This is a genomic window from Streptomyces sp. NPDC007157 (assembly GCF_040634235.1).
Lineage (GTDB): Bacteria > Actinomycetota > Actinomycetes > Streptomycetales > Streptomycetaceae > Streptomyces.
In genome coordinates this window covers 1-24,958 of the sequence record NZ_JBEYFE010000005.1, presented here as the reverse complement: position 1 = coordinate 24,958, position 24,958 = coordinate 1, and the positions used below count along the sequence as shown (strand labels likewise).

General features: G+C 71.1%; 23 protein-coding genes and 1 tRNA gene. 12 read left to right on the top strand and 12 right to left on the bottom strand.

What is annotated here, in order from left to right; all coding sequences use genetic code 11:
- The first annotated feature begins 56 nt into the window (after positions 1-56).
- The 3 genes from ABZ642_RS10350 to ABZ642_RS10340 are packed head-to-tail and all read left to right on the top strand — an operon-like array spanning position 57 to position 4,007.
- On the top strand, positions 57-1,496 hold the full coding sequence (locus ABZ642_RS10350) for an FG-GAP-like repeat-containing protein (protein ID WP_360480284.1): 1,440 nt from the start codon (positions 57-59) through the stop codon (positions 1,494-1,496).
- A gap of 1 nt (position 1,497) precedes the next feature.
- On the top strand, positions 1,498-2,922 hold the full coding sequence (locus tag ABZ642_RS10345) for an FG-GAP-like repeat-containing protein (RefSeq protein ID WP_360480281.1): 1,425 nt from the start codon (positions 1,498-1,500) through the stop codon (positions 2,920-2,922).
- Positions 2,923-2,963: 41 nt separating this feature from the next.
- Positions 2,964-4,007 carry a Yip1 family protein gene (locus ABZ642_RS10340; RefSeq protein ID WP_360480278.1) on the top strand — a complete coding sequence of 348 codons (1,044 nt, stop codon included), beginning with the start codon at positions 2,964-2,966 and terminating at the stop codon, positions 4,005-4,007.
- Between the two features lie 72 nt (positions 4,008-4,079).
- Here the strand turns inward: ABZ642_RS10340 and ABZ642_RS10335 are convergent, their stop codons facing one another.
- The 3 genes from ABZ642_RS10335 to ABZ642_RS10325 all read right to left on the bottom strand — a co-directional run bounded on the left by ABZ642_RS10335 (position 4,080) and on the right by ABZ642_RS10325 (position 5,404).
- Positions 4,080-4,580: a phosphoribosyltransferase gene (locus ABZ642_RS10335; RefSeq protein WP_360480276.1), complete on the bottom strand. Its 501-nt coding sequence runs from the start codon at positions 4,578-4,580 to the stop codon at positions 4,080-4,082.
- Between the two features lie 10 nt (positions 4,581-4,590).
- Positions 4,591-5,166 carry a dCTP deaminase gene (gene dcd / locus ABZ642_RS10330; protein WP_360480273.1) on the bottom strand — a complete coding sequence of 192 codons (576 nt, stop codon included), beginning with the start codon at positions 5,164-5,166 and terminating at the stop codon, positions 4,591-4,593.
- A gap of 73 nt (positions 5,167-5,239) precedes the next feature.
- Complete coding sequence (locus ABZ642_RS10325) at positions 5,240-5,404, bottom strand: hypothetical protein (RefSeq protein ID WP_360480270.1); 165 nt, start codon at positions 5,402-5,404, stop codon at positions 5,240-5,242.
- A 283-nt stretch (positions 5,405-5,687) separates the two neighbouring features.
- Between ABZ642_RS10325 and ABZ642_RS10320 the strand changes: the two genes are divergently transcribed.
- A tRNA-Gly gene (locus tag ABZ642_RS10320) sits at positions 5,688-5,761 on the top strand.
- 353 nt (positions 5,762-6,114) lie between these two features.
- Here the strand turns inward: ABZ642_RS10320 and ABZ642_RS10315 are convergent.
- The 5 genes from ABZ642_RS10315 to ABZ642_RS10295 form a co-directional block, all read right to left on the bottom strand.
- Complete coding sequence (locus tag ABZ642_RS10315; RefSeq protein WP_360481281.1) at positions 6,115-6,324, bottom strand: hypothetical protein; 210 nt, start codon at positions 6,322-6,324, stop codon at positions 6,115-6,117.
- 1,113 nt (positions 6,325-7,437) lie between these two features.
- Entirely contained in the window at positions 7,438-8,172 is a 735-nt protein-coding gene (locus ABZ642_RS10310; protein WP_360480267.1) for a class I SAM-dependent methyltransferase, read from the bottom strand.
- Positions 8,169-8,678: a hypothetical protein gene (locus tag ABZ642_RS10305; RefSeq protein WP_360481278.1), complete on the bottom strand. Its 510-nt coding sequence runs from the start codon at positions 8,676-8,678 to the stop codon at positions 8,169-8,171. Before ABZ642_RS10305 ends, ABZ642_RS10310 begins: the two co-directional genes overlap by 4 nt.
- A gap of 2 nt (positions 8,679-8,680) precedes the next feature.
- Positions 8,681-10,009, bottom strand: a complete 1,329-nt coding sequence (locus tag ABZ642_RS10300; RefSeq protein WP_360480264.1) for a molybdopterin-dependent oxidoreductase — start codon at positions 10,007-10,009, stop codon at positions 8,681-8,683.
- Between the two features lie 509 nt (positions 10,010-10,518).
- On the bottom strand, positions 10,519-11,256 hold the full coding sequence (locus ABZ642_RS10295) for a flavodoxin family protein (RefSeq protein ID WP_360480261.1): 738 nt from the start codon (positions 11,254-11,256) through the stop codon (positions 10,519-10,521).
- 151 nt (positions 11,257-11,407) lie between these two features.
- Between ABZ642_RS10295 and ABZ642_RS10290 the strand changes: the two genes are divergently transcribed.
- Positions 11,408-12,616 (top strand): MFS transporter, encoded by a 1,209-nt coding sequence (locus ABZ642_RS10290; protein WP_360480258.1) that lies wholly within the window; start codon positions 11,408-11,410, stop codon positions 12,614-12,616.
- Between the two features lie 156 nt (positions 12,617-12,772).
- Positions 12,773-15,433: a glycosyl hydrolase gene (locus ABZ642_RS10285; RefSeq protein WP_360480255.1), complete on the top strand. Its 2,661-nt coding sequence runs from the start codon at positions 12,773-12,775 to the stop codon at positions 15,431-15,433.
- 38 nt (positions 15,434-15,471) lie between these two features.
- On the opposite strand, the gene ABZ642_RS10280 is transcribed toward ABZ642_RS10285, so the two are convergent.
- From ABZ642_RS10280 to ABZ642_RS10265, 4 genes are all read right to left on the bottom strand, one after another.
- Positions 15,472-15,678 carry an acetyl-CoA synthetase gene (locus ABZ642_RS10280; RefSeq protein WP_351709297.1) on the bottom strand — a complete coding sequence of 69 codons (207 nt, stop codon included), beginning with the start codon at positions 15,676-15,678 and terminating at the stop codon, positions 15,472-15,474.
- A 589-nt stretch (positions 15,679-16,267) separates the two neighbouring features.
- Positions 16,268-18,436 carry a bifunctional polysaccharide deacetylase/glycosyltransferase family 2 protein gene (locus ABZ642_RS10275; protein ID WP_360480251.1) on the bottom strand — a complete coding sequence of 723 codons (2,169 nt, stop codon included), beginning with the start codon at positions 18,434-18,436 and terminating at the stop codon, positions 16,268-16,270.
- 50 nt (positions 18,437-18,486) lie between these two features.
- Positions 18,487-19,263: a hypothetical protein gene (locus ABZ642_RS10270; protein ID WP_360480248.1), complete on the bottom strand. Its 777-nt coding sequence runs from the start codon at positions 19,261-19,263 to the stop codon at positions 18,487-18,489.
- A 165-nt stretch (positions 19,264-19,428) separates the two neighbouring features.
- Positions 19,429-19,926 (bottom strand): DUF1877 family protein, encoded by a 498-nt coding sequence (locus tag ABZ642_RS10265; protein WP_360480245.1) that lies wholly within the window; start codon positions 19,924-19,926, stop codon positions 19,429-19,431.
- Positions 19,927-20,188: 262 nt separating this feature from the next.
- On the opposite strand from ABZ642_RS10265, the gene ABZ642_RS10260 reads away from it, so the two are divergent.
- The 6 genes from ABZ642_RS10260 to ABZ642_RS10235 all read left to right on the top strand — a co-directional run bounded on the left by ABZ642_RS10260 (position 20,189) and on the right by ABZ642_RS10235 (position 24,809).
- Complete coding sequence (locus ABZ642_RS10260; protein ID WP_360480242.1) at positions 20,189-20,821, top strand: RNA polymerase sigma factor; 633 nt, start codon at positions 20,189-20,191, stop codon at positions 20,819-20,821.
- A gap of 86 nt (positions 20,822-20,907) precedes the next feature.
- Positions 20,908-21,699, top strand: a complete 792-nt coding sequence (locus ABZ642_RS10255) for a hypothetical protein (RefSeq protein WP_360480239.1) — start codon at positions 20,908-20,910, stop codon at positions 21,697-21,699.
- Positions 21,700-22,189: 490 nt separating this feature from the next.
- Positions 22,190-22,393 carry a cold-shock protein gene (locus ABZ642_RS10250; RefSeq protein ID WP_004986771.1) on the top strand — a complete coding sequence of 68 codons (204 nt, stop codon included), beginning with the start codon at positions 22,190-22,192 and terminating at the stop codon, positions 22,391-22,393.
- Positions 22,394-22,574: 181 nt separating this feature from the next.
- Positions 22,575-24,065, top strand: coding sequence for a DEAD/DEAH box helicase (locus tag ABZ642_RS10245; RefSeq protein ID WP_360480236.1), 1,491 nt, complete (start codon positions 22,575-22,577; stop codon positions 24,063-24,065).
- Between the two features lie 148 nt (positions 24,066-24,213).
- A complete protein-coding gene (locus ABZ642_RS10240) occupies positions 24,214-24,447 on the top strand; it encodes a CBS domain-containing protein (protein WP_360481275.1) in 234 nt (77 codons plus the stop codon).
- A 47-nt stretch (positions 24,448-24,494) separates the two neighbouring features.
- The gene (locus ABZ642_RS10235; protein WP_360480233.1) at positions 24,495-24,809 is read left to right on the top strand and encodes an SCO5918 family protein; all 315 of its coding nucleotides are present in this window, start codon (positions 24,495-24,497) and stop codon (positions 24,807-24,809) included.
- The last annotated feature ends 149 nt before the right edge of the window (positions 24,810-24,958 follow it).

The window sequence follows — 24,958 nt, the reverse complement described above, 5'->3', positions numbered from 1 at the left end:
CCGCCACCAGGCCACGCCTCGGCACCTCGCCACTTCACCACCTCACGGGGAAGTCCATGTCCAAGCGCACCACCCTGCTCCTCGCCACGGCCCTCACCACGGGCCTCCTCACCGCCCTGCCCGCCGCCACCGCCTCCGCCGCCCCCTCGGGCCTGGCCGGCGACTTCAACGGCGACGGCTACCGCGACCTCGCGATCGCCGCGCCCGTCGCCAAGATCTCCGGCAAGTCCGGCGCCGGTTACGTGGCGGTCGTCTACGGCACCAAGAACGGCCTCGACACCACCAAGCGCCAGGTCATCAGCCAGGCCACCACCGGCGTCCCCGGCAACCCGGCCTCCGGCGACTACTTCGGCGACCGGCTCACCACCGGCGACCTCGACGGCGACGGCTACACCGACCTGGTCGTAGGCGTCCACAGCGAGCGGATCGGCACCACCGACTCCTACGGCAACGTGACCGTGCTCTGGGGCGGCGCGAGCGGCCTCAAGGGCGCCAGCAACCTCTCCTCACCGATGCCGAGGTACCGCAGCGAACTCGGCTGGGCGCTGGCGGCCGGCGACTTCGACGGCGACGGCCACACCGACCTGGCCGTCGGCAACAACGCCACGCCGTCCCTGAACATCTTCCGCGGCCCCTTCACCCGCAAGGGCAAGGCGGCCTCCCTGACCGGCATCGACACGATCGCCCAGACCACGATCTACGCCGACAAGCTGATCTCGGGCGACGTCAACGGCGACGGGAAGACCGACCTGCTGGTCATGGGCCAGGAGGAGACCGCCTCCGGCGACTACCGCACCCGCAGCGTCCTGTACACCGGGACCAGCGGTGGTCCGAAGCTGGGCAAGAGGCTTGCGGGCGGCTACGACGCGGTCATCGCCGACGTCGACAAGGACGGCTACGGCGACATCGTCACCGGCAACTTCATGGAGAAGTCGGCCAGCGAGCCGAACGGCGGCCTCGGCGGGGCGGTCACGGTGACGTACGGCGCGGCCGGCGGCCTCAGCAGCCGTACGCCCGTCAGGATCACCCAGGACACCGCGGGCGTCCCGGAGAAGGGCGAGAAGGGCGACGGCTTCGGCTGGAGCCTGTCCGCCGGGGACGTCAACGGCGACGGGTACCCGGACATTGCCGTCGGCGCCCAGGACGAGACCCTCGGCGCGGCGCGCAAGGCGGGCACGGTCACCGTCCTGCGCGGCTCCGCCTCCGGACTGACCGGCGGCGGTGCCAAGGTCTTCTCCCAGAACACGGCGGGCGTCCCCGGCACCGCGGAGACCCTCGACTACTTCGGCACGGCCGTCCGCCTCGTCGACGCGAACGGCGACGGGCGGGCCGAACTCGTCGCTTCCGCCTCGAACGAGGACAAGGGCACAGGCGCCGTCTGGCTCTTCAAGTCCACCACCGCCGGCGTCACGGCGGGCGGCTCCAAGACCTTCACCGGCACCACCCTGGGCGGACCGTCGGGAACCGCCTACTTCGGCGACCTACTGGAGGGCTGACATGCGTATGCGTACGGCGGCGACCCTCGCCGCCCTCCTCACCGCCGGCCTCGTCCCGCTGGCCGGCCCGGCCTCGGCCGCACCCGCCAAGTACGCCGGCGACTTCAACGGCGACGGCTACCGCGACCTCGCCACCGCCGCCGCGGGCGCCACGGTCGGCGGCAGGACCGACGCCGGCGCGGTCGTCGTCACCTACGGGTCCAAGTCCGGGATCAAGGCATCGAACCGCACGGTCGTCACCCAGAACTCGGCAGGCGTCCCCGGCACCGCCGAGAAGGGCGACGAGTTCGGCTCGGCGCTCGCCTTCGGCGACCTGAACCGGGACGGCTACGCCGACCTGGTCGTCGGGTCCCAGGGCGAGGACGGCAAGGCCGGTTCGGTGACGATCGTCTGGGGGAGCAGGAAGGGCCTGACCGGGGGCCGTATCGTCGCCGACCCGGCCCGCTCCTCCCACCACCGCTTCGGCATGTCCCTGGCGGTCGGCGACTTCACCGCGGACGGCCGCGCCGACCTGGCCGTCGGCAGCACCGGCGCCGACGTGCAGATCTTCCGGGGCGGCTTCACCAAGACCGCCGGGCCCGCGTCCCGCACCTGGGTGGTGCCCTCGTTCCGCACCGGCGACTCCTACGGCGTCCGGTCCCTGGCCGCCGGCGACATCAACGGCAACGGCGTCGACGACCTCGTCGTCAGCGGGACGATCGTGGGGGAGTCCGACGAACCCTTCGACGGCCAGGTGGTGTACCTGGGCGCGGACTCCCGGCCGAAGGCCCAGCGGACGCTGGTCACCGACGGCCGGCAGCCGGTCGTCGTCGGCGACGTCAACGGCGACGGCTACGACGACGTCATCACCGCCAGAGTCCTGGTCTACGGCTCGCAGGTCGGACCCGGCGAGGTCATCGCGTACCTCGGCGGCCCGCACGGCATCAGCCCCACCCCGCAGGCGGCGATCACCCAGGACAGCCCGGGCGTCCCCGGCGCCACCCGGGCCCAGGGCACCAGCTCGTTCGGCGACTCGCTCGCCGTCGGTGACGCCGACGGCGACGGCTACGACGACGTCGCGGTCGGCACGCCCTACGAGACGGTCACCACGGCCTCGCAGACCGGCACGGTCACCCTGCTGCGCGGCTCCGCGGCCGGGCTGACGGGGGTCGGCTCGACGAGGTACACCCAGAACACCCCGGGCATCCCCGACCTGAACGAGGACGACGACTTCTTCGGCTCCGCCGTCCACCTGGCCGACCTCGACGGCGACCGCAAGGCCGACCTGGCGGTCGGCGCCCGGCACGAGAACGGCGGACAGGGCGCGGCATGGACCCTGCCCGGCTCCGCCACGGGCCCGACGACGGCCGGCGCGGTGTCCTTCCACGCCACGTCGGTGGGCGTGTCGGGGACGTCGGCGCAGCTGGGTTCCCTGTTCGGGCAGTGAGCGACGGCGATCGGCAGGCTCCTGAGGGTTCCCCTTAGGGGATGTCACAGCTCTGCCGCAATGGCGGGCTCGGGTGCCCGAGCCCGCCACACGGATCTCCGGGACCAGGTACGTTCGATGACGTGGCTGGATTCAGGAACGGACGCGGAGGCCGGGACGACCGTGCCCCGCACACGCGACCGCAACAACCCGCGTACGGGCAGCAGGCGCCGCCCCAGAGCTTCGGCGGGCAGCCGGCGGGACCGTCGTACGGGTACCCGTCGGCTCCGCAGCCGTACCCGCAGAACGGCGGGGGCGGCGGCTGGCCGCAGGGCCGCGGCGGCTACCCGGGGCAGGGGCAGGGACAGCCCGGCGGCGACGGCCCGGAGTACTTCGGCGACGACAACGGCTACGGCGGTCACGGCGGCCGGGCCGCCGGTGCTCCGGACCCGTACGCGGCCGACAATCCGGGCCACACCCAGGCGTTCTCGGTCGACGAGGCCGACGGCTACACGCGGGGCGCGACCTACCACGCCGGCTCGGCGGCGCCGTCCGGCCCGATCGGCCCGCGCCTGCACTGGAAGGACCTGCTGAAGGGGATCGTGCTCGCCCCGAACCAGACGTTCCTCCAGATGCGGGACTACGCGATGTGGGGCCCCGCCCTCATAGTGACCTTCCTCTACGGCCTGCTCGCGGTCTTCGGCTTCGACGGTGCCCGCTCGGACGCGATAAGCGCCACCCTCACCAACGCCGTCCCGATCGTGCTGACGACGGCGATTGCGATGGTGCTCTCCTCCTTCGTGCTGGGCGTGGTGACCCACACCCTGGCCCGCCAGCTGGGCGGCGACGGGGCCTGGCAGCCGACGGTCGGCCTGTCGATGCTGATCACGTCGATCACCGACGCCCCCCGTCTGCTCTTCGCCATGTTCTTCGGCGGCGACGCGGGCTTCGTGCAGATCCTCGGCTGGGCCACCTGGATCGCGGCGGGCGCCCTGCTCACCCTCATGGTCGGCAAGTCCCACGACCTGCCCTGGCCGAAGGCCCTGGGCGCGTCGGCGATCCAGCTGATCGCCCTGCTGTCGATCGTGAAGCTGGGCACGTTCTAGCCCCACCCGCATCCGCACAGAAGAAGGGCCCCCGGCTGCCACGCCGGGGGCCCTTCTCACGCACGTCGCACGTCAGGCATCGAGTACCTGCCCACCCCGCCTCACCACGGGCGGCTCGACGCTCCACGGGAAGTTGATCCAGTCGTCGGTCCGCTTCCACACGTACTCGCACTTCACGAGGGAGTGGGACTTCTCGTAGATCACCGCGGAGCGGACCTCGGCGACGGTGTCCAGGCAGAAGTCGCGGACCAGCTTCAGCGTCTTGCCGGTGTCGGCGACGTCGTCGGTGATCAGCACCTTCTTCTCGCTGAAGTCGATGACGTTGGGGACGGGCGCGAGCATGACCGGCATCTCGAGAGTCGTCCCCACCCCCGTGTAGAACTCCACGTTGACCAGATGCAGGTTCTTGCAGTCGAGGGCGTAGGCGAGCCCGCCTGCGACGAACACGCCACCGCGGGCGATGCTCAGCACTATGTCGGGCTCGAAGCCGTCGTCGGCGATGGTCTGCGCGAGCTCGCGCACGGCGACGCCGAACCCTTCGTAGGTGAGGTTCTCCCGTACGTCACTGCTCATGGCCGGCCCCTCACACCTGCGTCCGATGGAAATTGAGGTAGGAGCGGGAGGCGGTGGGCCCGCGCTGCCCCTGGTAACGGGAGCCGTAGCGCTCGCTGCCGTAGGGGTGCTCGGTGGGGGAGGAGAGCCGGAACATGCACAGCTGCCCGATCTTCATGCCCGGCCACAGCTTGATGGGGAGGGTCGCGAGGTTGGACAGCTCAAGGGTCACGTGCCCGCTGAACCCCGGGTCGATGAACCCGGCGGTGGAGTGTGTGACCAGCCCGAGCCGTCCCAGCGAGGACTTCCCCTCCAGCCGGGACGCGAGATCGTCGGGGAGCGAGATGACCTCGTACGTCGACGCGAGGACGAACTCCCCGGGGTGGAGGATGAAGGGTTCGTCGCCTTCCGGCTCGACCAGCCGCGTCAGGTCCGACTGCTCGACGGAGGGGTCGATGTGCGGGTACCGGTGGTTCTCGAACACCCGGAACAAGCGGTCCAGCCGCACGTCGATGCTCGACGGCTGCACCATGGATTCGTCGTAGGGATCGATCCGTACCCGCCCGGCGTCGATCTCGGCCCGGATGTCCTTGTCTGAGAGAAGCACGCCCCGAGGATACGCAAGGCGCGCGGACCCACGACAATCGTGACAGTCCACGCGCCCGTGTTACTGCGGTCGACTACTGCTGCTGCTTCTCAAGAGTGACCGGCACGACGCTGCGCAGCCGGGCGCACTTGGGACACCGGACGAGCCGACCGGGGCCGAGCCGCTCGGCCTGCTGCATCGGGAACGAAGTGGTGCTGAACACGTGCCCTTCGGCACAGCGGACGACGGTGCGTTCCATCAAGTCCCTTGAATCCCTTCCCCAGGAGCCGCGTCGGGCTTACTGCCGTGACGACGGAAAGCCACATTACGGGATCAAAGAGACGGCTCTCCAGGCGGCACTCCGGCACACCCGGCCCCTCTCCCACGCGCCCACCGTACGCCCCAACTCCGGCCGCCCGCACCCGGATCCCACCCCCGACCCACCCCCGAAACGCACGCGAACCCCAAGGCCTGAGCGCCGGGGGTTCACGATGAGGTACAGTGAGCGAGCGTTCGGACACCGACTTCGGTCGCCGTCTTACGCGGGTGTAGTTTAATGGTAGAACATCAGCTTCCCAAGCTGAGAGCGCGAGTTCGATTCTCGTCACCCGCTCCATGCGAAACCCCCAGGTCAGTGGCCTGGGGGTTGTTTGTTGTCTAGTCCAATCCAGGGTAGGCGTCCCTGCATGTCCTAGGTTCAGGCATGTGGGCCGCCCGAGGGTGCTCAGGTGTCACTCCAAGCCGCTCGAGGACGACCATCAGGCGCAAGGGCCTACTCCCTGCTGAGCAGGGAAGCGCAGGTCACCAAGATCCCCGACAAGACCCGGGACAAGAAGAGGCAACCCCTAATGATCAGGCCCCCTGCCCGCGAGGACCCGCGGGCAGGGGGCCTGTCGCCGTGGACGCCGATCGGCGGTCAGGCTGCCGGTATCGGCGATCCCGCGATGAGGAAGTCCCGCGATCTGACGATCAGAAGGAGACAGTGACGCCGACCTGGTGGTACTGGCTGACGGTGTCCAGGACCCCGTCCTTGACCGCGCCGAACTGAGCCACGAGGTCCGAGCTGCTGATCGCCGTGGGGCCGGCGGCGATGCCGACCTGCGGGCTCAGGCCGCCGGAAACGGTGTCGAGTTCGGCGTCGGAGATTTCAAGGGTCTGAACCTGGGGAGCGGAGTTCATGATGAAACTGCCCTTCGTATGGATGTTCCACAAGGGGGAGCGGCCAAGCTGGGGATAGCCGGTGGGCCGCGACCGCAGGCCCGCGCCATCCGTTTCCGGACGCCTTGGCGCGATCCCGGCGGTGCGCAGGATCAAATCACGGAGCCTGCCCGGCATCCAGTCGCTCACTGCTCCCAGCGGGGCAGTTGAAGCAGTCGACTACTCATCCATGGGCGCATGCACACGAATTGAGGGCAGCTTCTCTACATGGAGCCCCGCATAGGAAACCGACAGCTATTGCCACGGCAGTTCCGACCAGGACAACTCCGCACCAATTGAATGCACCCGTGCCGCAGTTGCGCATTCGCTGTGGAGATTCGGCCACGTATGCATCCGTGCGCCCTTCAGTACCTTGTTCACCGCGTTCCGCGGCGGGTCGGTACGACGAGGCCCGCGCCCACGCCGAACAGGCGCTGGCGCTGGCCCGCGACCGCTCGTTCCGCGTGGTGGAGGGCCAGGCCCTGACAGCCCTGTGCGCGACGTTCCCGACGTAAGCAGAACATGTTCTCCGGCCCAGAGCGGTAGGCGCGGAAGACCGCGTACTGGCGTTGAGTATGCGTGGGGGCTCTCGCGGGGACTGCGCCACCGGTTGCGCACGTAACAGCGGCCGCACTCGCCGTACCCGGCCTCCGCCTGGGGCGTCCTTCCGAGGGCGTGACGGCACTGCCGAACCGCTTGGCCCGAAGCCGTGCCCAATCCGTGCCCGTAAGGGAGGACAACCACGGTCGACAGGGGCGCGAGACGGGCCTCGCGGCGCCGCACATGCAAGACATCTAAGCAGGTCAAGGCCATGGAGACCGCACAAGCGCCGTCGCTTCCCAAGCTGAGAGCGCGAGTTCGATTCTCGTCACCCGCTCCAGCAGGAACCCCCAGGTCGTGGACCCGGGGGTTCTTTGTTGTCCAGGCCAGTGGGCGGGGGCCGGGCAGGCCGCCGGCATCGAGGACGTCGAGGCGCACGCCGCAGCCGACTGACCCCACGATTCAGGGGTCCGCCAGACCCGGGCAGGCGGCATGCAGAACGCGCTGCCGGCTGACCGACCCCGGGCAGCGCAGGAGAGCGGGGCAGCGGCCGGCTCAGACGACCGCTGCCCCGCCGTCCTCCGTCGCTGTGGGGTCCGCGTCAGGACGGTCGCAGGATGATCCCTGGTGGGTGAGGGCGGCGAAGCAGCGGTGGCCGCTCGTCCACTGGTCGGTGACGGTGAGGGCGAGCCCGGCGGCGATCCTGCGGAGCGCTGGTCGTCCCAGTCGGGCCCAGGGAAAGTACGGCCCCGCCTGGCCCTGGACGTTCTCGAACCGGGCGGTGCACTGCTCTTGCACGTCCTGGGGGTCGACCTCGACGACGAGGCATCCAGTGGGGGCGATGAGGCCGGCGCAGCGGCGCAGCAGGCCACGCGGGTCGCCTCCGATGCCGATGTTGCCGTCGATGAGCAGCACCGTCTGCCAGCCTTTCTCGGCCGGTAGCCGGTCGAAGACAGATGCCCGAAGTGCGAGCCCGCCCAGGGCGGTGGTCAGTGCGACCGCGCGAGGTGTGATGTCGACCCCGAAGGCGAAGACTCCCTGGCTCAGGAGTGCTCTGCACATGCGGCCCGGGCCGCAGCCGATGTCGAGGACGGGGCCGGCGCAGCGCTCCAGGACGGTGCTGTCGGCCGCCGTGGGCTGTTCGTGCCAGCGGTGGACCGGCATCCGGATGCGGCGCCCGTCGTCCAGCCGTAGGTAGACCGGTCCGCGGCCGGGTCGCAGGGCGAGCGCGTAGGGGTCCTCGTCGGGGTCCTCGTCGGCGTCGTACAGCTCGTCCTCGTCCGTTGTCATGGTGCTGCGCCATCCCCGGCAGGGGGCAGGCTCCCGTCGCTGCCGCCGGGCCGGCGCACGCGGCGCAGTCTCACCGCGAAGGCGACCGCGGAGGCCGCGAAGAGCACGCCGGTGATCGCCAGCCATCGGCCGAGGTAGACGCTGTAGGACAGGCCCGTGTCACCGGGGTAGGGGACTGCCAGACGGAGGATGAGAGGGAACCAGACCAGCAGGAGCAGACCGGACAGGAAGGCGGGGACGCGCAGGTGGTTGATCCATGGCGCCGTCGGCCTGTCGGAGGCATCGGCTCGGTGCCGTAGTACGGAGAGGGCCGACAGGTCGGACAGCGAGTACAGGGGCAGCAGGATCAGGTCGTGGAGGACGGCCGCCCCGACGAACCAGATCGCCACCCCCCACGGCTGGACGGCGAACATGCGCACCATGGCGTAGCCGGTGAGGGCGAACGAGGCGATCAGGACGAGCAGGTGCAGGGGTCCGGAGCCGTACCAGCGGCCGAATCGTGCCATGGTCACGCCCTGAAGGTGAGCCGGTGGACCCACTTGGTGTTGTTCACGCCGGGGTTGGCCGGGACGATGATGCGGGCCGGGTAGCCGTGGTCGAGCGAGAGGTCCGCGCCGTTGACGCGGAGGGCGAGCAGCCCTCGGGGGTCGCGGATCTGGTTGCCGCGCAGCACCACCCTGGTGAAGGGGCCTGGCGGTTGGATCGACTGGACCAGGACGCTTCCCGCACCGGGCAGGCCGGCCAGAGCGGCGAGGTCGGCCAGCCGAAGGCCGCTCCAGTGCTGGTCCTCGGTGGACCATCCCTCCACGCAGGCGATCGGCAGTGCGGCGGCGTGCTGGGGCATCGCCAGGAGCTGCTCGCGGGTGAAGACCTGTGGTGCTCCGCGTCCGTGGACCTCCAGCCGCCAGGTGGGGCCGACGAGCGCGGGGGTGATGCCGACCTTCGCCGCCGTCTTGTTGATCTGGAAGGCGTTCGGGCCGCTGCCGGGGTTGCGGTTGTGCGGTGCGAGCAGTGCGGTGGCGCGCAGCCGGCCGCCGATGCTCTGTCCGGCGGTCACGACGAGGAGGAGCAACGATCCCGCGCCCACCATGCCGAGCGCGCCGCGGCGGGTCATCGTCGGTGCGGCGGGGGCGGCCGCCACCAGGCCGTCGGGATCGGGTGGTTCGGGCACGGTGTGGGCGAGGTCGGTGCGCAGTTCGGTACGCAGGCTGCGCGAGCGCAGGGCCCGGGTCATCCGGCCGAGTCTGAGGCCCACGTGGACGACGAAGGCGGCGATGAACACCCATGCGCCGTAGAAATGGAGGCGGTAGAACGAGCCCGGGAAGACGTAGTAGAGCTGGATGTTCAGGATTCCGGTGACGAATTCGAAGATGACGCCGCCGACCAGCATCAGCAGGGACAAGCGCTCCAGGCCGTGGGCGACGGAGCGTACCGGCAGCCATTCGAAGAGCTTCGGGATCACCGACCACAACTTGGCCAGCAGCACCGGTACAAGGACCACGCCCAGTGTCACGTGCACGCCCTGGAGCAGCCGGTAGAGCCAGTAGGGATGCGTGGGCCAGCTGAAGAGGTAGAAGCCCAGGATGCCCTTGTCGGGGGTCTCGTCGTTGAGGGGGCTCAGCCCGGGGTTGTAGGCGGCGTAGGAGAGCAGTCCGGTGATGAACAGCAGCGGAATGCCGACCAGGAGGACCAGGCCGAATAGAGAGGTCAGCCAGGGCCCGCGGATCGGACTGCGCCAGAATCCGGGGCGGAACGGACCCGGCGGCGGGGGAAGCTGCCCGACACGCTCTGCCGTTCCGCGAATCCGACCGCGGCCCGCGGCCGCGGCGGCAGCCACAGTGCCGCGTGCGCGCTTCAGCCGTTTCAGCGCCGACGTCTCTTCCGGTCTCGGGTGTCGCGACCCGCCGGTCGGGGCCGGACCCGACGGCCGTCCGCCACCTGCCATCGGCCGTCTCCTCCGGTCTTCGAGCCGTGCTCACAAGTGGACGGCCCTCAATGCGGCGACCTGTTCCGGATGGACAGGACACCCTCAAGCTGGCACAGGTCAGGTGGGCTGTCCGGGCCCGAGGTGCAAGCGGGTGTCAGTCTCCAGCCGAACGGCGGAACCACTGCCTCGGTGATCTCCAGGTCCCCGTGCCCTGTGGCCACGCCACCCTCATCAGGGGTAGTGCGTTCTTCGACGACAGAGGGGCAGTGGCCGATGGATCTTCACCACCTCTGCCGAACCCGCTGACATCCTCACGGTTCTCGAGGCGCTGGGCCGACGATGCGGCACCGTGCCACGCGCGGTGGCGGAGACGGACGCTGCTTCCGGGCTGCGCACGGCTGCTCCGGCCACTGGTGTCCCTACCGGTGTTCGGGGTTCTCGTAGTCGTGGCGGCAGCCGGCGTCCCAGGCGGTGCGCTGGTTGCCGTAGGCGGGGATGCCTCCGAGATCCTTCAGCGCACGTGCCAGGTGCAGCAGGTTCCAGGTCATGAAGGTGGTGTTGCGGTTGGTGAAGTCGTTCTCCGGGCCGCCGGAGCCGGGGTCGAGGTAGGAGGGCCCGGGGCCCGCCTCGCCGATCCAGCCGGCGTCCGCCTGGGGAGGGAGGGTGTAGCCCAGGTGCTGGAGGCTGTAGAGGACGTTCATGGCGCAGTGCTTGACGCCGTCCTCGTTGCCGGTGATCAGGCAGCCGCCGACCCGGCCGTAATAGGCGTACTGGCCTGCTTCGTTGAGCAGGCTGGAGCAGGCGTAGAGGCGTTCGATCACCTGCTTCATCACGGAGCTGTTGTCGCCGAGCCAGATGGGGCCTGCCAGTACGAGGATGTCGGCCGCCATGACCTGCCGGTACAGGTCGGGCCAGGCGTCCGTCTCCCAGCCGTGCTCCCGCATGTCCGGCCAGACCCCGGTGGCGATGTCGTGGTCCACCGCTCGCACCACGTCGACCTGTACCCCTTGTGCGTCCAGGATGGCGGTGCTGCGGTCGATCAGCCCCTGGGTGTTGCTGGTCTCCGGCGAACGCTTGAGGGTGCAGTTGACCACCAGCGCGCGCAGGTCGTCGTACCGGGCCGGTGGCACGTCGGTGGTGGGCGACGAAGCGGTCACTCGTTCCTCCTGCAAGGCCTTGCCATCACGTGGTGCGTGGCAAGTCGTCCATGTCCGACGTCCAGCGTGCGAGTCACCCACGTCACGTGCCACAGCGGTGCCTCCGAATGGCCTCCATGGCGCTCGACCGCTTCCTGGAGATCCTGTACCCGTGACAGAACCCAGTAGCGCCCCGCGACCGACCGGACGCCGCCCCGCCTGGCTGACCCGCAACGTGAAGGTGCTGTGCGGGGTGTCCTTTCTCCAGGACGCGGCCAGCGAACTCCTCTATCCGATCCTGCCGATCTTCCTGACCGTGGTGCTCGGCGCGCCGCCCGTCGCGGTCGGCGCGATCGAGGGGGCGGCCGAGGGGGCCGCCTCGATCACCAAGGTGGCCGCCGGGCGCCTGGCCGACCGGTTCGCCCGGCGTCCGCTGATCGGTGCGGGATACGGCCTGGCCGCGGTCGGCAAGCTGCTCATCGCGCTCGCGACCGCCTGGCCGCTGGTCCTCGTCGCCAGGGTCACCGACCGGCTCGGCAAGGGCATGCGCGGGGCGCCGCGCGACGCCCTGCTCGTCGAGGGCGTTCCGAACGGACAGCGCGGCAAGGTGTTCGGGCTGCACCGGGCCGCCGACACCGCCGGCGCGGTGGTCGGCCCGCTCGTCGGGCTGGTCCTGTACGAGGCGCTCGACCACCGGCTGCGCCCGCTGTTCTGGATCGCCGTGATCCCCGCCCTCGCGTCGGTCGCGCTGGTCGCCGCCGTCCGCGACCCCCGAGCCATAGGGGCGGGCGGCTCCTCGACGCGGGCCGCCCGCACGCCCTGGCGGTCCCTGCCCCGCCCCTACTGGCGGGTCCTCGGGGTGCTGCTCGCCTTCAACCTCGTCAACTTCCCCGACGCACTGCTGCTGTTGCGCGCTCACGACCTGGGCCTCTCGACGGCCGGGGTGGTGGGCGCGTACGCGGTCTACAACCTCGTCTACGCCGCCCTGTCCTACCCCGCGGGGGCGCTGTCCGACCGACTGCCGCGCCCGCTGGTCTTCGCCGCCGGTCTGGTCTTCTTCGCGATCGGCTACCTGGGCCTCGGTCTGGTCCACAGCCCCTGGTCGGTGTTCGTGGTGCTGCCGCTCTACGGCGGTTTCGCGGCCTGCACCGACGGCGTCGGCAAGGCCTGGATCTCCACGCTCGTCCCCGATCACCAGCAGGGCACCGCGCAGGGCCTCTACCAGGGCGCCACCGGCGCCGCCGTCCTGCTCGCGGGCGTGTGGGCCGGGCTCTCCTGGGGCGCCGACGGCCACCTCCCGCTGCTGGTCTCCGGTGGCATCGCGCTGGTCCTCGCCGGTGTGCTGCCGGTCATTGTCCGTGTGCGGACCGCGGCCCTCTGACCCGGAGTCCCCGATGAAGGCGCGACGAGCCGGTCGGCTTCCGGCCATCTGTAGTGACAGGTTCTGGTCAAGGACTGTCCAAGTGCCGGACGGTTCCCGCCGCCGGTGGTCGGGTCGTCCCCGACGGCTGTACCCGTTCCCGTTGGGGAGGACCTGGTGTCAGCACCAACCCGTAAGAGACGTTGGTTCACGATCTGCGCCATCACCGCATCCGCCGCACTCGTGGCGATACCCGCCGGTGCCGCGCCCGGCCCGGGCGGCACCCCTTTCGGGGTTCGCGCACTCGCCCGACTCGCGGCAGAACGGGGGCAGTCGGCGGGTGCCGTCAGCCCCAGGGTGAAGGCCGAGGACGACGGCGGTGACGACGGCAACGAGGCCGACGAGATAGCCGAGGGTGCGGACCAGTATGCCGAGGCCCGCACCTCACCCGGCGTCGTCGCACCGGGCGCGTACGGAGCCGCCTGGACGAGCCTGACCAACCTGCCGAGTACCGGCGGCAGTTGGCGCAACATCACCAACCTGCCGTACAACTCCGACGACTCGCGCTACCGCGACTACGACTCCAACTCCAGCGGTGGCTCGGGCAATGTCACCGGCCGGATGGCCGCGATGGCCGCCGATGACGACGGGTACGTGTACGCGGGCAGCGCGGGCGGCGGAGTGTGGCGGTCCCGGTCCGGGGGCGGGCACTGGCAGCCCATCAGCGACAGGCTGTCCTCGCAGTCCACCGGCGCGCTCGCCCTCGACGGCGGCGGGCGGCTGTGGCTGGGCACCGGCGAGGCGACGACCAACGCGGACGCGTACCTCGGCAGCGGCGTCTACGTCCTGTCCGACCCCCGCCATGGCACCTTCTCCGCCCGCAGCCGGGTCGGCGGCGACGAGCTGGAGTCCACCACCATCCACGAGCTGCGCTTCGGCGGCGGCAAGGTGTGGGCGGCGACCAGCGAGGGCGTGTGGAGCCACTCCACGAGGACGCTCAGCGGCGCCTGGAAGTTGGAGTTCGCGCCCAACCCCGACTACCTGCCGGGCGGTTCCCTCGCGAACGACGATTCGGCCGCGTACAAGAACATCGCCAACGACATCGCGATCGACCCGAAGGACCCCTCCAAGGTGGTCCTTGCGGTCGGCTGGCGCAGCGGTGATGACTACAACGGCTTCTACACCAAGGGCTCCGACGGCACCTGGTCGCGGATCACCAGCGGGCTGGGCGACCTGCCCGCCGACGCGGACGACGTCGGCAACGTCACCTTCGCCCGCTCCGCCGACGGCTCGCGTTACTACGCCATCGACCAGTCCCCGGAACAGCTGAACACCAACCCGGACAGCGGTCTGGAGGGCATCTACGTCTCCAAGTCCGGGTCCCCCACCGGCCCCTGGACGAAGATCGCCGACTACCAGGGCCTGGCAGCCGACGGTTCGGCGCTCACCTCCAGCGGCTACATGCCGGGCGTGCAGGCCTGGTACAACCAGTTCCTGGCCGTCGACCCGGCGAACGCGGAACACGTCTACGCCGGCCTCGAAGAGGTCTACGAGACCAAGGACGGCGGCACCAGCTGGTCGACCGTCGGCCCGTACTGGAACTTCGGCTTCCCCTGCTGGAGCATCGACCCGTCCAAGCAGACGGGCGACTGCAGTCAAACCACCCACTCCGACCAGCACGGCGTCGCGATCGGCAGCTACCACGGCAAGAGCTTCGTCTACGTCGGCAACGACGGCGGCGTCTACAAGCGCCCGCTCAACGGCTCCCAGGACGCCTCCGGGCACGCCACCGACTGGACCTCGCTCAACGACGGCACCATCGACACCCTCCAGTACTACTCGGTGGGCGTCGGCAAGGACCTGACCTACGGCGGCGTCTCCGTCACCGGCGGCCTGCAGGACAACGGCCAGTCGATCCTGCGCAGCAACGACAAGGTCATGGGCTCCGACTTCGGCGGCGACGGCGGCGACACCCTCACCGACCCGGCCAACGGCTGCGACCTCGCCGAGGAGTACGTCTACCTCGCCATCCAGGTGACCCAGAACTGCGCGGTGAACGACGGCAGTTGGGTCACCGACCCCAGCAAGGTCACGTCGTACAACGTCGCCCCGGCCGACAACGCCACCGGCGAGGCCCGCTTCATCGCCCCGATCACGGCCGACGCGAAGAACAGCTCGACCTGGATCGCCGGCGGCCGCCACATCTGGGTCCAGACCCACGGCTACGCCATCCGCAGCGGCGACGAGTGGACCAGCGTGTACGACCTCGGCGCCGGCCGCACCGCGACCGCCGTCGCGGCCTCGGGCGGCAAGGTGTACGCGGCCTGGTGCGGCCCCTGCAACAACCAGGGCTTCGCCCGCGGTATCTCCGTCGGCAACGCGGACGGCACCGGCTGGCACGACATCACCCTCCCGGCCACCGGCACGGACGGCACCGTTCCCAACCGGTACCTCGCCGGCTTCGCCGTCGACCCCAAGAACGCGGACCACGTCTACCTCGCGGTCAACGGCTTCTCCCGGCACTGGACCGAAGGCCCCGGCGCCGGCGTCGGTCACGTCTTCGAGTCCACCGACGGCGGCACCACCTGGAAGGACATCTCGAAGAACCTCCCCGACGTGCCGACGAACTCCGCGGTCGTCACACCGAACGGCGGCCTCGCCGTCGCCACCGACCTCGGCGTCGTCTACCGCGCGCCGGGCCGTACGACCTGGCAGCGCATCGGGAACCTGCCGGCCGTCGCCGTGCTCCAGCTCAAGCTGGGCCCGGACGGCAGGACGCTGTACGCGGCCACCCACGGGCGCGGCATCTACACGATCGATGTGCGCGACTGCCACTGACGCAGCGACGTCACAGGGGTGATCCCGGGTTGCCGGGGTCACCCCTGCGTCGTGTACGGCACCACACTCACGTGCAGAGTGAAGGCGACCCTCGCCGCACCCGCCACGTCCGGCGCCTTCGCCGACGCGGTGACCTCGGCCGCACCGGCCCGGGTCCCCGCACACCGCAGCGAGGCGTGGGACGTACCGTCCGCGTCCACCCGCCATCCGGACGCCAGGACGAGAACCGGCGCGGAACTCCGCACGGCCGTCCACCGCCTGTCATCCGTGCGAGGCCGCAGGACGAGCGACACCACAGTCCCGGGCCGCACACAGAGTCGCTGTTCGACCGGGTCACCGGGACTGACGGTGACCTCCGCGTGCCCAGCGGCACAGCTTCCCGGCGAAGGGGAGGGGCTGGTGGCCGACACTGACGGGCTTCCCCCGGTCGGACTCGTAGACGGCGCTGCCGGCGTGTGCGTCGACGCACCGGCTGACGGCCCCGCCGAGCCGCTGCTCGCCGACGGCCCTTCCACCGATCCGCCGCCCTCCGACGCGTGGCACCCCGCCAGGACAACCACCACGGCAACCATCCATCCCCCAGCCCACCACCGCATCCCAGTACCTCCCGACCTGCGCGCAGGACCACCAGCATGCCCCGACGACGCCGCCGAATCCCCCACGCGTGCCACGAAGCGCTGACGGGTGGTCACCTGTCGAGTCCGACACCACCCACTTGTCGACGAGGAGCGGGCGCAGGAGTAGCCGTTGGTGCCGTCGGGGTGCCACCTGCGGCACGGAGATCCGGTGCGGATGGTGTCGTCTTCCCGGGGCCGGACCCGGGACGGCCCCGGGTCAGGCGGGAATCCGCGGAGGGCGGTCCTCGCCAGGTGTCTCCGCACCAGCCGGTGCCCGCAGGGTGCCATAGCGCTCCATGCGCTGCCACCGCAGCCGTGAACCCGACACGGCGGTGAAGACGGACTGGATGACCACCAGGTACATCAACTGGCGGTAGACGAACTGCTGCAGCGGCAGGCTCCACAGCGGGCCCGGGCGTTCGCCGTCCAGGCGGAACGCGTACAGGCCCATCAGCAGTTGGAGGAGCAGGAAGGCGAGCCAGAGGGCGGTGATCCGCAGCGGGTCGAGGAAGACCAGGCCGTAGAGGGCGAAGACGTCGACCACAGGGGCGAGCAGGGGCAGCAGGATCTGGAAGAGGAGGAGGTAGAGCAGGCCCCGGCGGCCGAGTCGGCCGGCGGCGCCGCCCTGCACCAGCGCGCCGCGGTGCTTCCACATCGCCTGCAGGGTGCCGTAGCACCAGCGGTACCGCTGCCGCCACAGGGCGCCCAGCGACGCGGGCGCCTCGGTCCAGGCCACCGCGGCCTCCTCGTACACCACACGCCAGCCGGCGCGGCACAGCGCCATGGTGAGGTCGGTGTCCTCGGCGAGGGTGACGTCGCTGACCCCGCCGAGGGCGAGCAGGGCCCGGCGCCGGAACGCCCCGACCGCTCCGGGCACGGTCGGCATGCACTCGGCGAGGTCGAAGAGGCGACGGTCGAGGTTGAAACCGACGACGTACTCGATGTGCTGCCAACGGCCCAGCAGGCCACCGCGGTTGACGACCTTCGCGTTGCCCGAGACGGCACCCACCCGAGAGTCGGCGAAGGGCTGCACGATCGTGCGGACGGCGTCGGGTTCGAAGACGGTGTCGCCGTCGACCATGACCACCAGGTCGCAGCCGGCGGCGGCCAGACCGGTGTTGAGCGCGGCGGGCTTGCCCGCGTTCCGCTGCCGGATCACCCGCACTCCCGGCAGACCGAGGGACTCCACCAGGTCGGCGGTCCCGTCGGTGGAGCCGTCGTCGACCACGATGATCTCCACCGGATGGTCCGAGGCGACCAGGGAGCGTACGGCCGCCTCGATTCCGGCGCTCTCGTTGTACGCCGGGACGATGACGCTGACCGGTTCGGTCACCGGCGGTCCCCAGGGCCTGGCCCGGCGCCCGGTGCGCAGTCGTCGGTGCCGATGGGCCGCCACCAGTACGACGGCCGCGCGCAGCACGCTGATCGCTCCGGCCGCGTACATCAGCGCGCCGAGCAGCCGGATGGTCCCGTCGCCGAGCTGCAGCATCTTGATGAGGGCGATGCCCTGGAGGCGGTTGCCCAGCCCGGCACGCTGAACGGGGCCGGCCATGCCGACCGCGGCGCCGACCGTCGTGAATTGGAAGCCCCGTGCCTTGAGCCGGGGGATCAGGGTGTTCAGGGCGGCGACGGTCTGGGAGCGGTCACCGCCGGCGTCGTGCATCAGCACGATCTGCCCGGCCTTGCCGTGCGGTGTCGCGTTCGCGAGGACGCGGGCCGTGCCGGGGCGCTGCCAGTCCTCGGCGTCCAGGGTGGAGAGCACCGTGACGTACCCGGCCGTGTCGGCCTGCTTGAGGACGGACCAGTCGGCGTCGTCCAGGGCGTCGTTCTCCGAGGAGTACGGCGGTCTGAGCAGCGCGCTGGTGACGCCGGCCGCGCCGGCCACCGCCAGCTGGGTCTCGCGCAGTTCCAGGGAACGCTGCCATGGGGCGAGGCGGGAGAGGTCGGGGTGGGTGAAGGTGTGGATGCCGATCTGGTGGCCCTCGGCGACGATCCGGCGGACCAGTTCGGGGTGGGCCACGACCTGGGTGCCGACGACGAAGAAGGTCGCGTGCACGTGGTGGCGACGCAGCACGTCGAGGACGCGCGGGGTCCAGACCGGGTCGGGGCCGTCGTCGAAGGTGAGGGCGATGGTGCCGGCCTTCGGGCGGGCGGTGTGCGCGGAGCCGGCGGCGTCCGCGATCACGGGGCCGCCGTGGGCCACCTGGCCGGGTACCACGTCGGCACGGCCGCGGGGGCCGGTCACGTCGTCCGAGGTGATCGCGAACATGTGGTGGGTGTAGCCCTGCAGCAGGAGGGCCGCCGACAGGGTCACCACCAGCACGGACAGCAGCAGCCAGTGGGTGCGGGGTGTGACCCGGCGGGTACGGCCGCGGAGGCGGGGCATGGCGGAGCGGCGTCCGCGATCGGTCGGATCGGTCACGTCAGGGCCTTGGATCACTTCTTGGGCTTGTGGGACGCGGCGTTGGCGCGCCCCTTGGCGGAGGGCGCGTCGGTGCTGGTGGCGCCGGCGCTGGCGTCGGCGCTGGTGGTGGGACTGGCGGTCGTGGTCGGGGAGGCGGTTCGGGTGGGCGTCGCGGTGGTGGCGGACGTGGCCACGGGGGTGGTCGCGGCCGTCGGCCGGCCGGTCTGGCCGGAGGCCGTCCGCGGCGACGTGGCACGGGCGTTCTCGTCCGTCGCGCCGGGGCCCGCGCTCCCTGCCGTGTGACCCGTACCGGCGGGAGATCCGGGGGCGGTCGCTCGGGGCGCGGCCGGGGGCGTGGTATCCGGGAGCGGGACGAACGGAGCGCTGATGGTGGGGCCGCCCAGCACCGCGCTGACCAGCAGGGCGACATAGAAGCCGGCGGGGATCAGCAGCAGCCGTGCGGTGCGCCGCACGCGGCGCTGGCGGCGCCCCGAGGCGTCCACGAAGACGGGCCGTGCCGGATCGTTCTCCGCTGCGTCCGGCTCCGATGCGGGACGGCCGGAGTCGTCGAGGTCCGTCGGCAGCACGGTGATGACGGCACCGTGTGGAGAGTCCCACTCCGCCGTGGCGAGGTGGTCCGGCCCGGCGACGAGCAGTGTCGCATCGGCGGTCCAGGGCTCCGGCTCCGCCGTGGCCGTGTCGGCGGTGATGCCGCCGCCGGTGCCCTCGTGGCCGTGGGCATACCCGTACCCGACGCCGGCGTACGGCTCCTCGCCGTACCCTGCGCCGCTGTCGCCCGTCCACTGCACGAGTCCCGCCTCCTCTCCAAGCCGACCGACGTGGTCGTCCGCATGGAAAGAGCGCAGCGGGCCGAAACTGTTACACCTCCCGCCTCGGACCGTCATATGTCCCACTCCGGACACTCACATGTCCCGCCTCGCAGCGGCACCTCTCCCGTCTCGGATCGCCACTCCTCACGCCTTGGAACGGCACTTCACCACCGCGTTCCCGCATGCGGCGGTGTGCGCGTAGAACTCCCGCAGCTCCCGGTGCGTGGTGGCGAACGCACGCGACGCCTCGGGCTCCGCGGTCGCTCCGCCGTAGCGGGGCAGCAGTCCGTCCCGGGCGGAGTCCCACAGCGCGTCGAAATCGGTCTGCTCCAGGAATTCGGCCACCCGGCGGGCCTGGGCGGCCGTGAGGACCAGCAACGGCGGCTTCTGCCGGTCGGTGCGGAACACGGGGCGGCCGCCGAGCACCACCTGGGCCTGGGGCCGTTCCGGAGGACCGGCCGGTGGAGCGCCGGTGTAGATGCGCTCCTGGTCCAGACAGCACTCGTCCAGAACCTCTTCGGGGCACTGGCCGGGCTGGTGCCGGACAGTCGCCGCATCGCTCGCGAAAAGCCGTTCCAGCCAAGCCGGACTGTTGCGCAGTGCCGGGGCCGGTACCGCTCGCAGACGGAGGTAGGTACTCATGACAGTGGGAGCGCACGAGAGCGCCGAAGCATCACGCGGCCTGGCGGTCCCGGTCCCGGGCTCGGGGCGGCGGCCGTGGCGGGCTTCGGCGCGTTGCTGATCGCCCGCTGCCGCTCGCCCTCTGCCGGTGATACCGGACAGGCTCCTGGGGTGTTGTGACGTTTCTGTGAGAGTGCGCGCTGGTCATCGTGGGGCCGTCGTTGCGACCGGAGCACGACGGACGGTGTGAAATCGGTTGTGATCGGTGCGAACGAGGGCAATCTTGGGCCAGGTGCGGCAACCTCGGCGCGTACAGGAGTACGACGGGGAACTGGGCGCGGCGGTCGCGCGCGCCCAGGACGGCGACGAGGCCGCCTTCGAGGTCGCCTACCGGATCGTGCAGCCGGGCCTGCTCGGCTACCTTCGCGGCGTCGTCGGCGAGGAGGCGGAGGACGTGGCGTCCGACGCCTGGCTGGAGATAGCCCGCGACCTCGGGCGTTTCAAGGGCGACGGCGCGGGCTTCCGCGGCTGGACCGCGACCATCGCCCGGCACCGGGCGCTGGACCACCTGCGTCGTCGGCGGGTACGGCCCCAGGCAGGCGGTACCGACCAGGACGTACTGGAACTGGCGGGCCCGCACAGCACTCATGAGCAGGCTCTGGAGTCCCTCTCCACCGAGTGGGCTCTGGAGTTGATCCGCGGACTGCCGCGGGACCAGGCAGAGGCCGTGCTGCTGCGGGTCGTGGTCGGTCTGGACGGTCCCGCCGCGGCGCGGGTCCTGGGCAAGCGGCCGGGTGCGGTGCGCACGGCCGCCCACCGGGGCCTGAAACGCCTCGGCCGTCAGCTGGGTATCGGTGGCGGAGCCGAGGAGGGTGTGACGGATGTGGCTTCCCGCGCGCTGGGGGAGTCGACATGAACGACAACCGCGACAGGATCGACAGGCAGGCGTCGGAGCCGGGGCAGCGGACGAATCGAAGCGGTCGGACGGGAACGGAAGCGGACATGGGTGAACGGCTGGGCGGCGACGGGGTATGGGGCCGTCGACGTGTGCAGCCCGGCGGCGCCCCGTCCGACCCCCGGGACGCGGGTGACGACGCCGCGCTGGAGACGGCACTGGCCGCCGCCGTCCGCGCAGACGATCTCGCGTCCCAGGGCGAGCGGCAGGCCGTGGCCGCGTTCCGAGCCGCCCGCGCCTCGGGTGCGCATCGCGCACGTACCCGGCGCCGTGACGACTGGCGGCCGAAGGTCGAGCGGCGGGTGCGGCGCCCGGCGAAACTGACGTTCGGCGTGGTCTTCGCCAGCCTCGCGCTGGGGGGCGTGGCGGTCGCGGCCATCGGTTCCGCCGGTTCCGCCGGTTCCGCCGGCTCCGACGGCGACGGCGCCGGCCACGGCCGGGGAACGACGCCCCCGTCGGCGACCGCCTCGCATCGGGCGGTTGGCGGGGCCGCGTCCCACCCGTCCGCCCGTGCTCGGCCGACGGACCGGCCCGCCACCGCCCAGGACACCGAAGCCCACTGCCGTGCCTACGAGCACGTCCAGGGCCATGGCAAGGCGCTGGCCGCGACAGCCTGGCAGCGACTGGTCGCGGCGGCCGGCGGTGCGGACAAGGTTGCCGCCTACTGCTCCGAGCAGTTGACACGAGAGACGGCCAAGCCGAGCCACTCGGCCGGTGCGGGCAAGTCCGGCAAGGATGCCGCGAACTCCGCCAACGGCACGGCGGGCGACGGCGCTTCCGGCAACGCGTCTGCCGACAGCGAGGCGAACGGCGGGCAGGGCAACGGCAAGAAGAAGTAGCCGTGGACGAGTCCGATGGGTTGAAGGGGAGCAACTCTCCCAACCCGAGAGCGCACGTGCGGAGCTCGATCGGCCCGCGGGCCGCAAGACCGCCGCGGTCGCCCCGCCGGAACCGCCGTGTGGCCTTCCTCTCGCTGCTGGGGTCTCGGCGCGTTCGTCGGCATGTCGTCAGCTGACGGCGACGGCAGCCGCGCCCAGGCCGTCGAAGGAGGTCACGGCGCTGCGACCGGACGGACTCGACGGCAACAGTGTGGCCCGGGAGAGCAATTCCTGTGGTCGGGAAGTGAGAATTCGACACGGCGCACGAGAAATATTCCTGAGGTGGGTGACGGCCAGGAATTGCTTACCGCGTGGGGTCGCTCACGACGTGCTACTGTCAGTATCAGTTGCAGGTGTGGTTGCCAGAACGGTTTTCCGGCGGCTGATCATCACGGCGACACGGAAAGCGCACAGAGCGTATTCCTGACACCGTCTCCGAAGGAGAAACAAAATGGCTACTGGCACCGTGAAGTGGTTCAACGCGGAAAAGGGCTTCGGTTTCATCGAGCAGGACGGCGGCGGCGCCGACGTCTTCGCCCACTACTCCAACATCGCCGCCCAGGGCTTCCGTGAGCTGCTGGAAGGCCAGAAGGTTTCGTTCGACATCGCGCAGGGCCAGAAGGGCCCGACGGCCGAGAACATCGTTCCCGCCTGACGCGTCGGCACTTACGCATACTTCGCAGCTGGGGCCCGCACCTTGGGGTGCGGGCCCCAGCTCGCTTCATTTCCAGGGCGATTCAGCCCTGTTTTTTTTCGGCTCGTTCTCGCGATTCTCTGCGCCGTTCGTTCCACTGCGGAAATTCCTTGATACGCGCCCACGTCGAGGAAGGTTCCACATGAACCGTGCCCGCACGACTCGCACACGCACGACTCGCACATACGACCGCTTCGCAGGAAGTGCTGCTGTCGGCCGCTCCGGTGTTCAGAGCCGCTCCAAGGGCAACGGAAATCGGCGGGCCGCACAGGGTGAGTTCGCACCGCCGAAGACGACCACACCGGCGTTGCCCGCCGTCGAGACGTTCGCCGATCTCGCCATGCCGACGCCGTTGCTGGCCGCGCTCGGCCACGAGGGCGTGACCGTACCGTTCCCCATCCAGGCGGCGACCCTGCCGAACTCCCTGGCGGGACGGGACGTACTCGGCCGTGGCCGCACCGGGTCGGGCAAGACGCTCGCCTTCGGCCTCGCGGTGATGGCCCGCACGGCAGGCCGGCGCGCCGAACCGCGGGAGCCGCTGGCCCTGATCCTCGTACCCACCCGTGAACTCGCCCAGCAGGTCACCGACGCGCTCACCCCGTATGCCCGCGCCGTCCGGCTGCGGCTGGCCACCGTGGTCGGCGGAATGTCGATCGGCAGGCAGGCGAGTGCGCTGCGGGCCGGGGCCGAGGTCGTCGTCGCGACACCGGGGCGGCTCAAGGACCTGATCGACCGGGGCGACTGCCGACTGCGGGACGTCGCCGTCACCGTCCTGGACGAGGCCGACCAGATGACCGACATGGGCTTCATGCCCCAGGTCACCGCCCTGCTCGACCAGGTGCGGCCGGAGGGCCAGCGGATGCTCTTCTCGGCGACCCTGGACCGTAACGTGGACCTGTTGGTCCGTCGCTACCTGACCGACCCGGTGGTCCACTCCGTCGACCCGTCGGCCGGTGCCGTCACCACGATGGAGCACCACGTACTCCACGTGCACGACGCGGACAAGCACCGGACGACCACCGAGATCGCGGCACGGGACGGCCGGGTCATCATGTTCCTGGACACCAAGCACGCCGTGGACCGGTTGACCGCGCACCTCCTCAGCAGCGGCGTCCGCGCCGCCGCCCTGCACGGCGGCAGGTCCCAGCCGCAGCGCACCCGGACCCTCGCTCAGTTCAAGGACGGTCACGTCACGGTGCTGGTCGCCACCAACGTCGCGGCCCGCGGAATCCATGTCGACAACCTCGACCTGGTCGTCAACGTGGATCCGCCCGGCGACCACAAGGACTACCTGCACCGTGGCGGTCGTACGGCCCGTGCGGGGGAGTCCGGCAGCGTCGTCACCCTGGTGACACCCGGCCAGCGCCGCGACATGAGCCGACTGATGGCCTCGGCCGGCATCACCCCGCGCATCACTCCGGTGCGCTCGGGTGAGGCGGAGCTGAGCCGCATCACCGGCGCCCAGGCGCCGTCCGGTGTCCCGGTCGTCATCACCGCTCCGGCCGTGGAGCGTCCCCGCCGCACGTCTTCCCCGTCCCGTGGCCGTCAGGGCCGCACCGGCCAGGGGCGGCCCGCCGGCGCGGCGGTGCGCCGCAGGGCACAGCGGCGCACCGCCATCGATTCGGCGGCCTAGGCCCAGCACTACGCCGGAGCCGCAGCGGTCTCCCCAGGCCGCGACGGCCACCAAGCCGACCAACCCGCACCGCAGGAGGCATTTTTTGACGCCCACTCAGACGCAGTGTCGCGTGGCGGACCCCGCATCGACGACCGTGGTCGACGGCATGGAAGCGCACGGGCCTCGGGTCTGTGACGACATGACCGTCGAGGTGGCTCTGGCCCTCATGGCGGGTGCACGTGTCGAGTACCTGACCGTGTGCGACGGGGACGACCAGAGCACGGGTTCGATCACTCTGGCCCGGCTCGCCGTTCTCCGTGCCGGTTCCACGTACACGGACCGCATCCGTCTGCGGGATGTCCTCGGCAGCCGGCTCCGGCCTGTTCCCGTCCGCGGCTGATCCACCCTGCCCGGGTCAGTTCCTTTCCGTCATGCCTGGGAGGCATCATGCGTTGTGTCATCGCCCGGTACCCGTTCGACCTGACCAAGATCGGGGTGCTGGCCTCGATGAAGGGCGTCAAGCCCGAGCTGGTCACGGGCGCGTCCGTGACCATCGGCCGCCGCCGCTACCCCGTCAAGCAGGTGGGCCAGGTCACCACGGGACAGGACCGCCGTGACTTCACCGTCGGCGAAGTCACCCGGGCCATGGTGCGCCTCGGCTTCACCTGCCACGACGGCCCCGAGGCCGCGCCCGTGAGCGTTCCCCTTCCGCTCCGGGCCCCGTCGGCACTGCTCGACGGCATCTGCCCTGTGGGCGTGTGAGGACGGGCGGGTAACCGCCCTCAGGATCCCGGTGGGGGGGGGGGGGGCGGGGGGCCCCCCCCCCCCCCCCCCCCCCCCCCCCCCCCCCCCCCGGCCGCGGGCCGGCACCCCGCCGCTGGGGGCGCAGGCGGCCGGGGGCGGCCGCACCG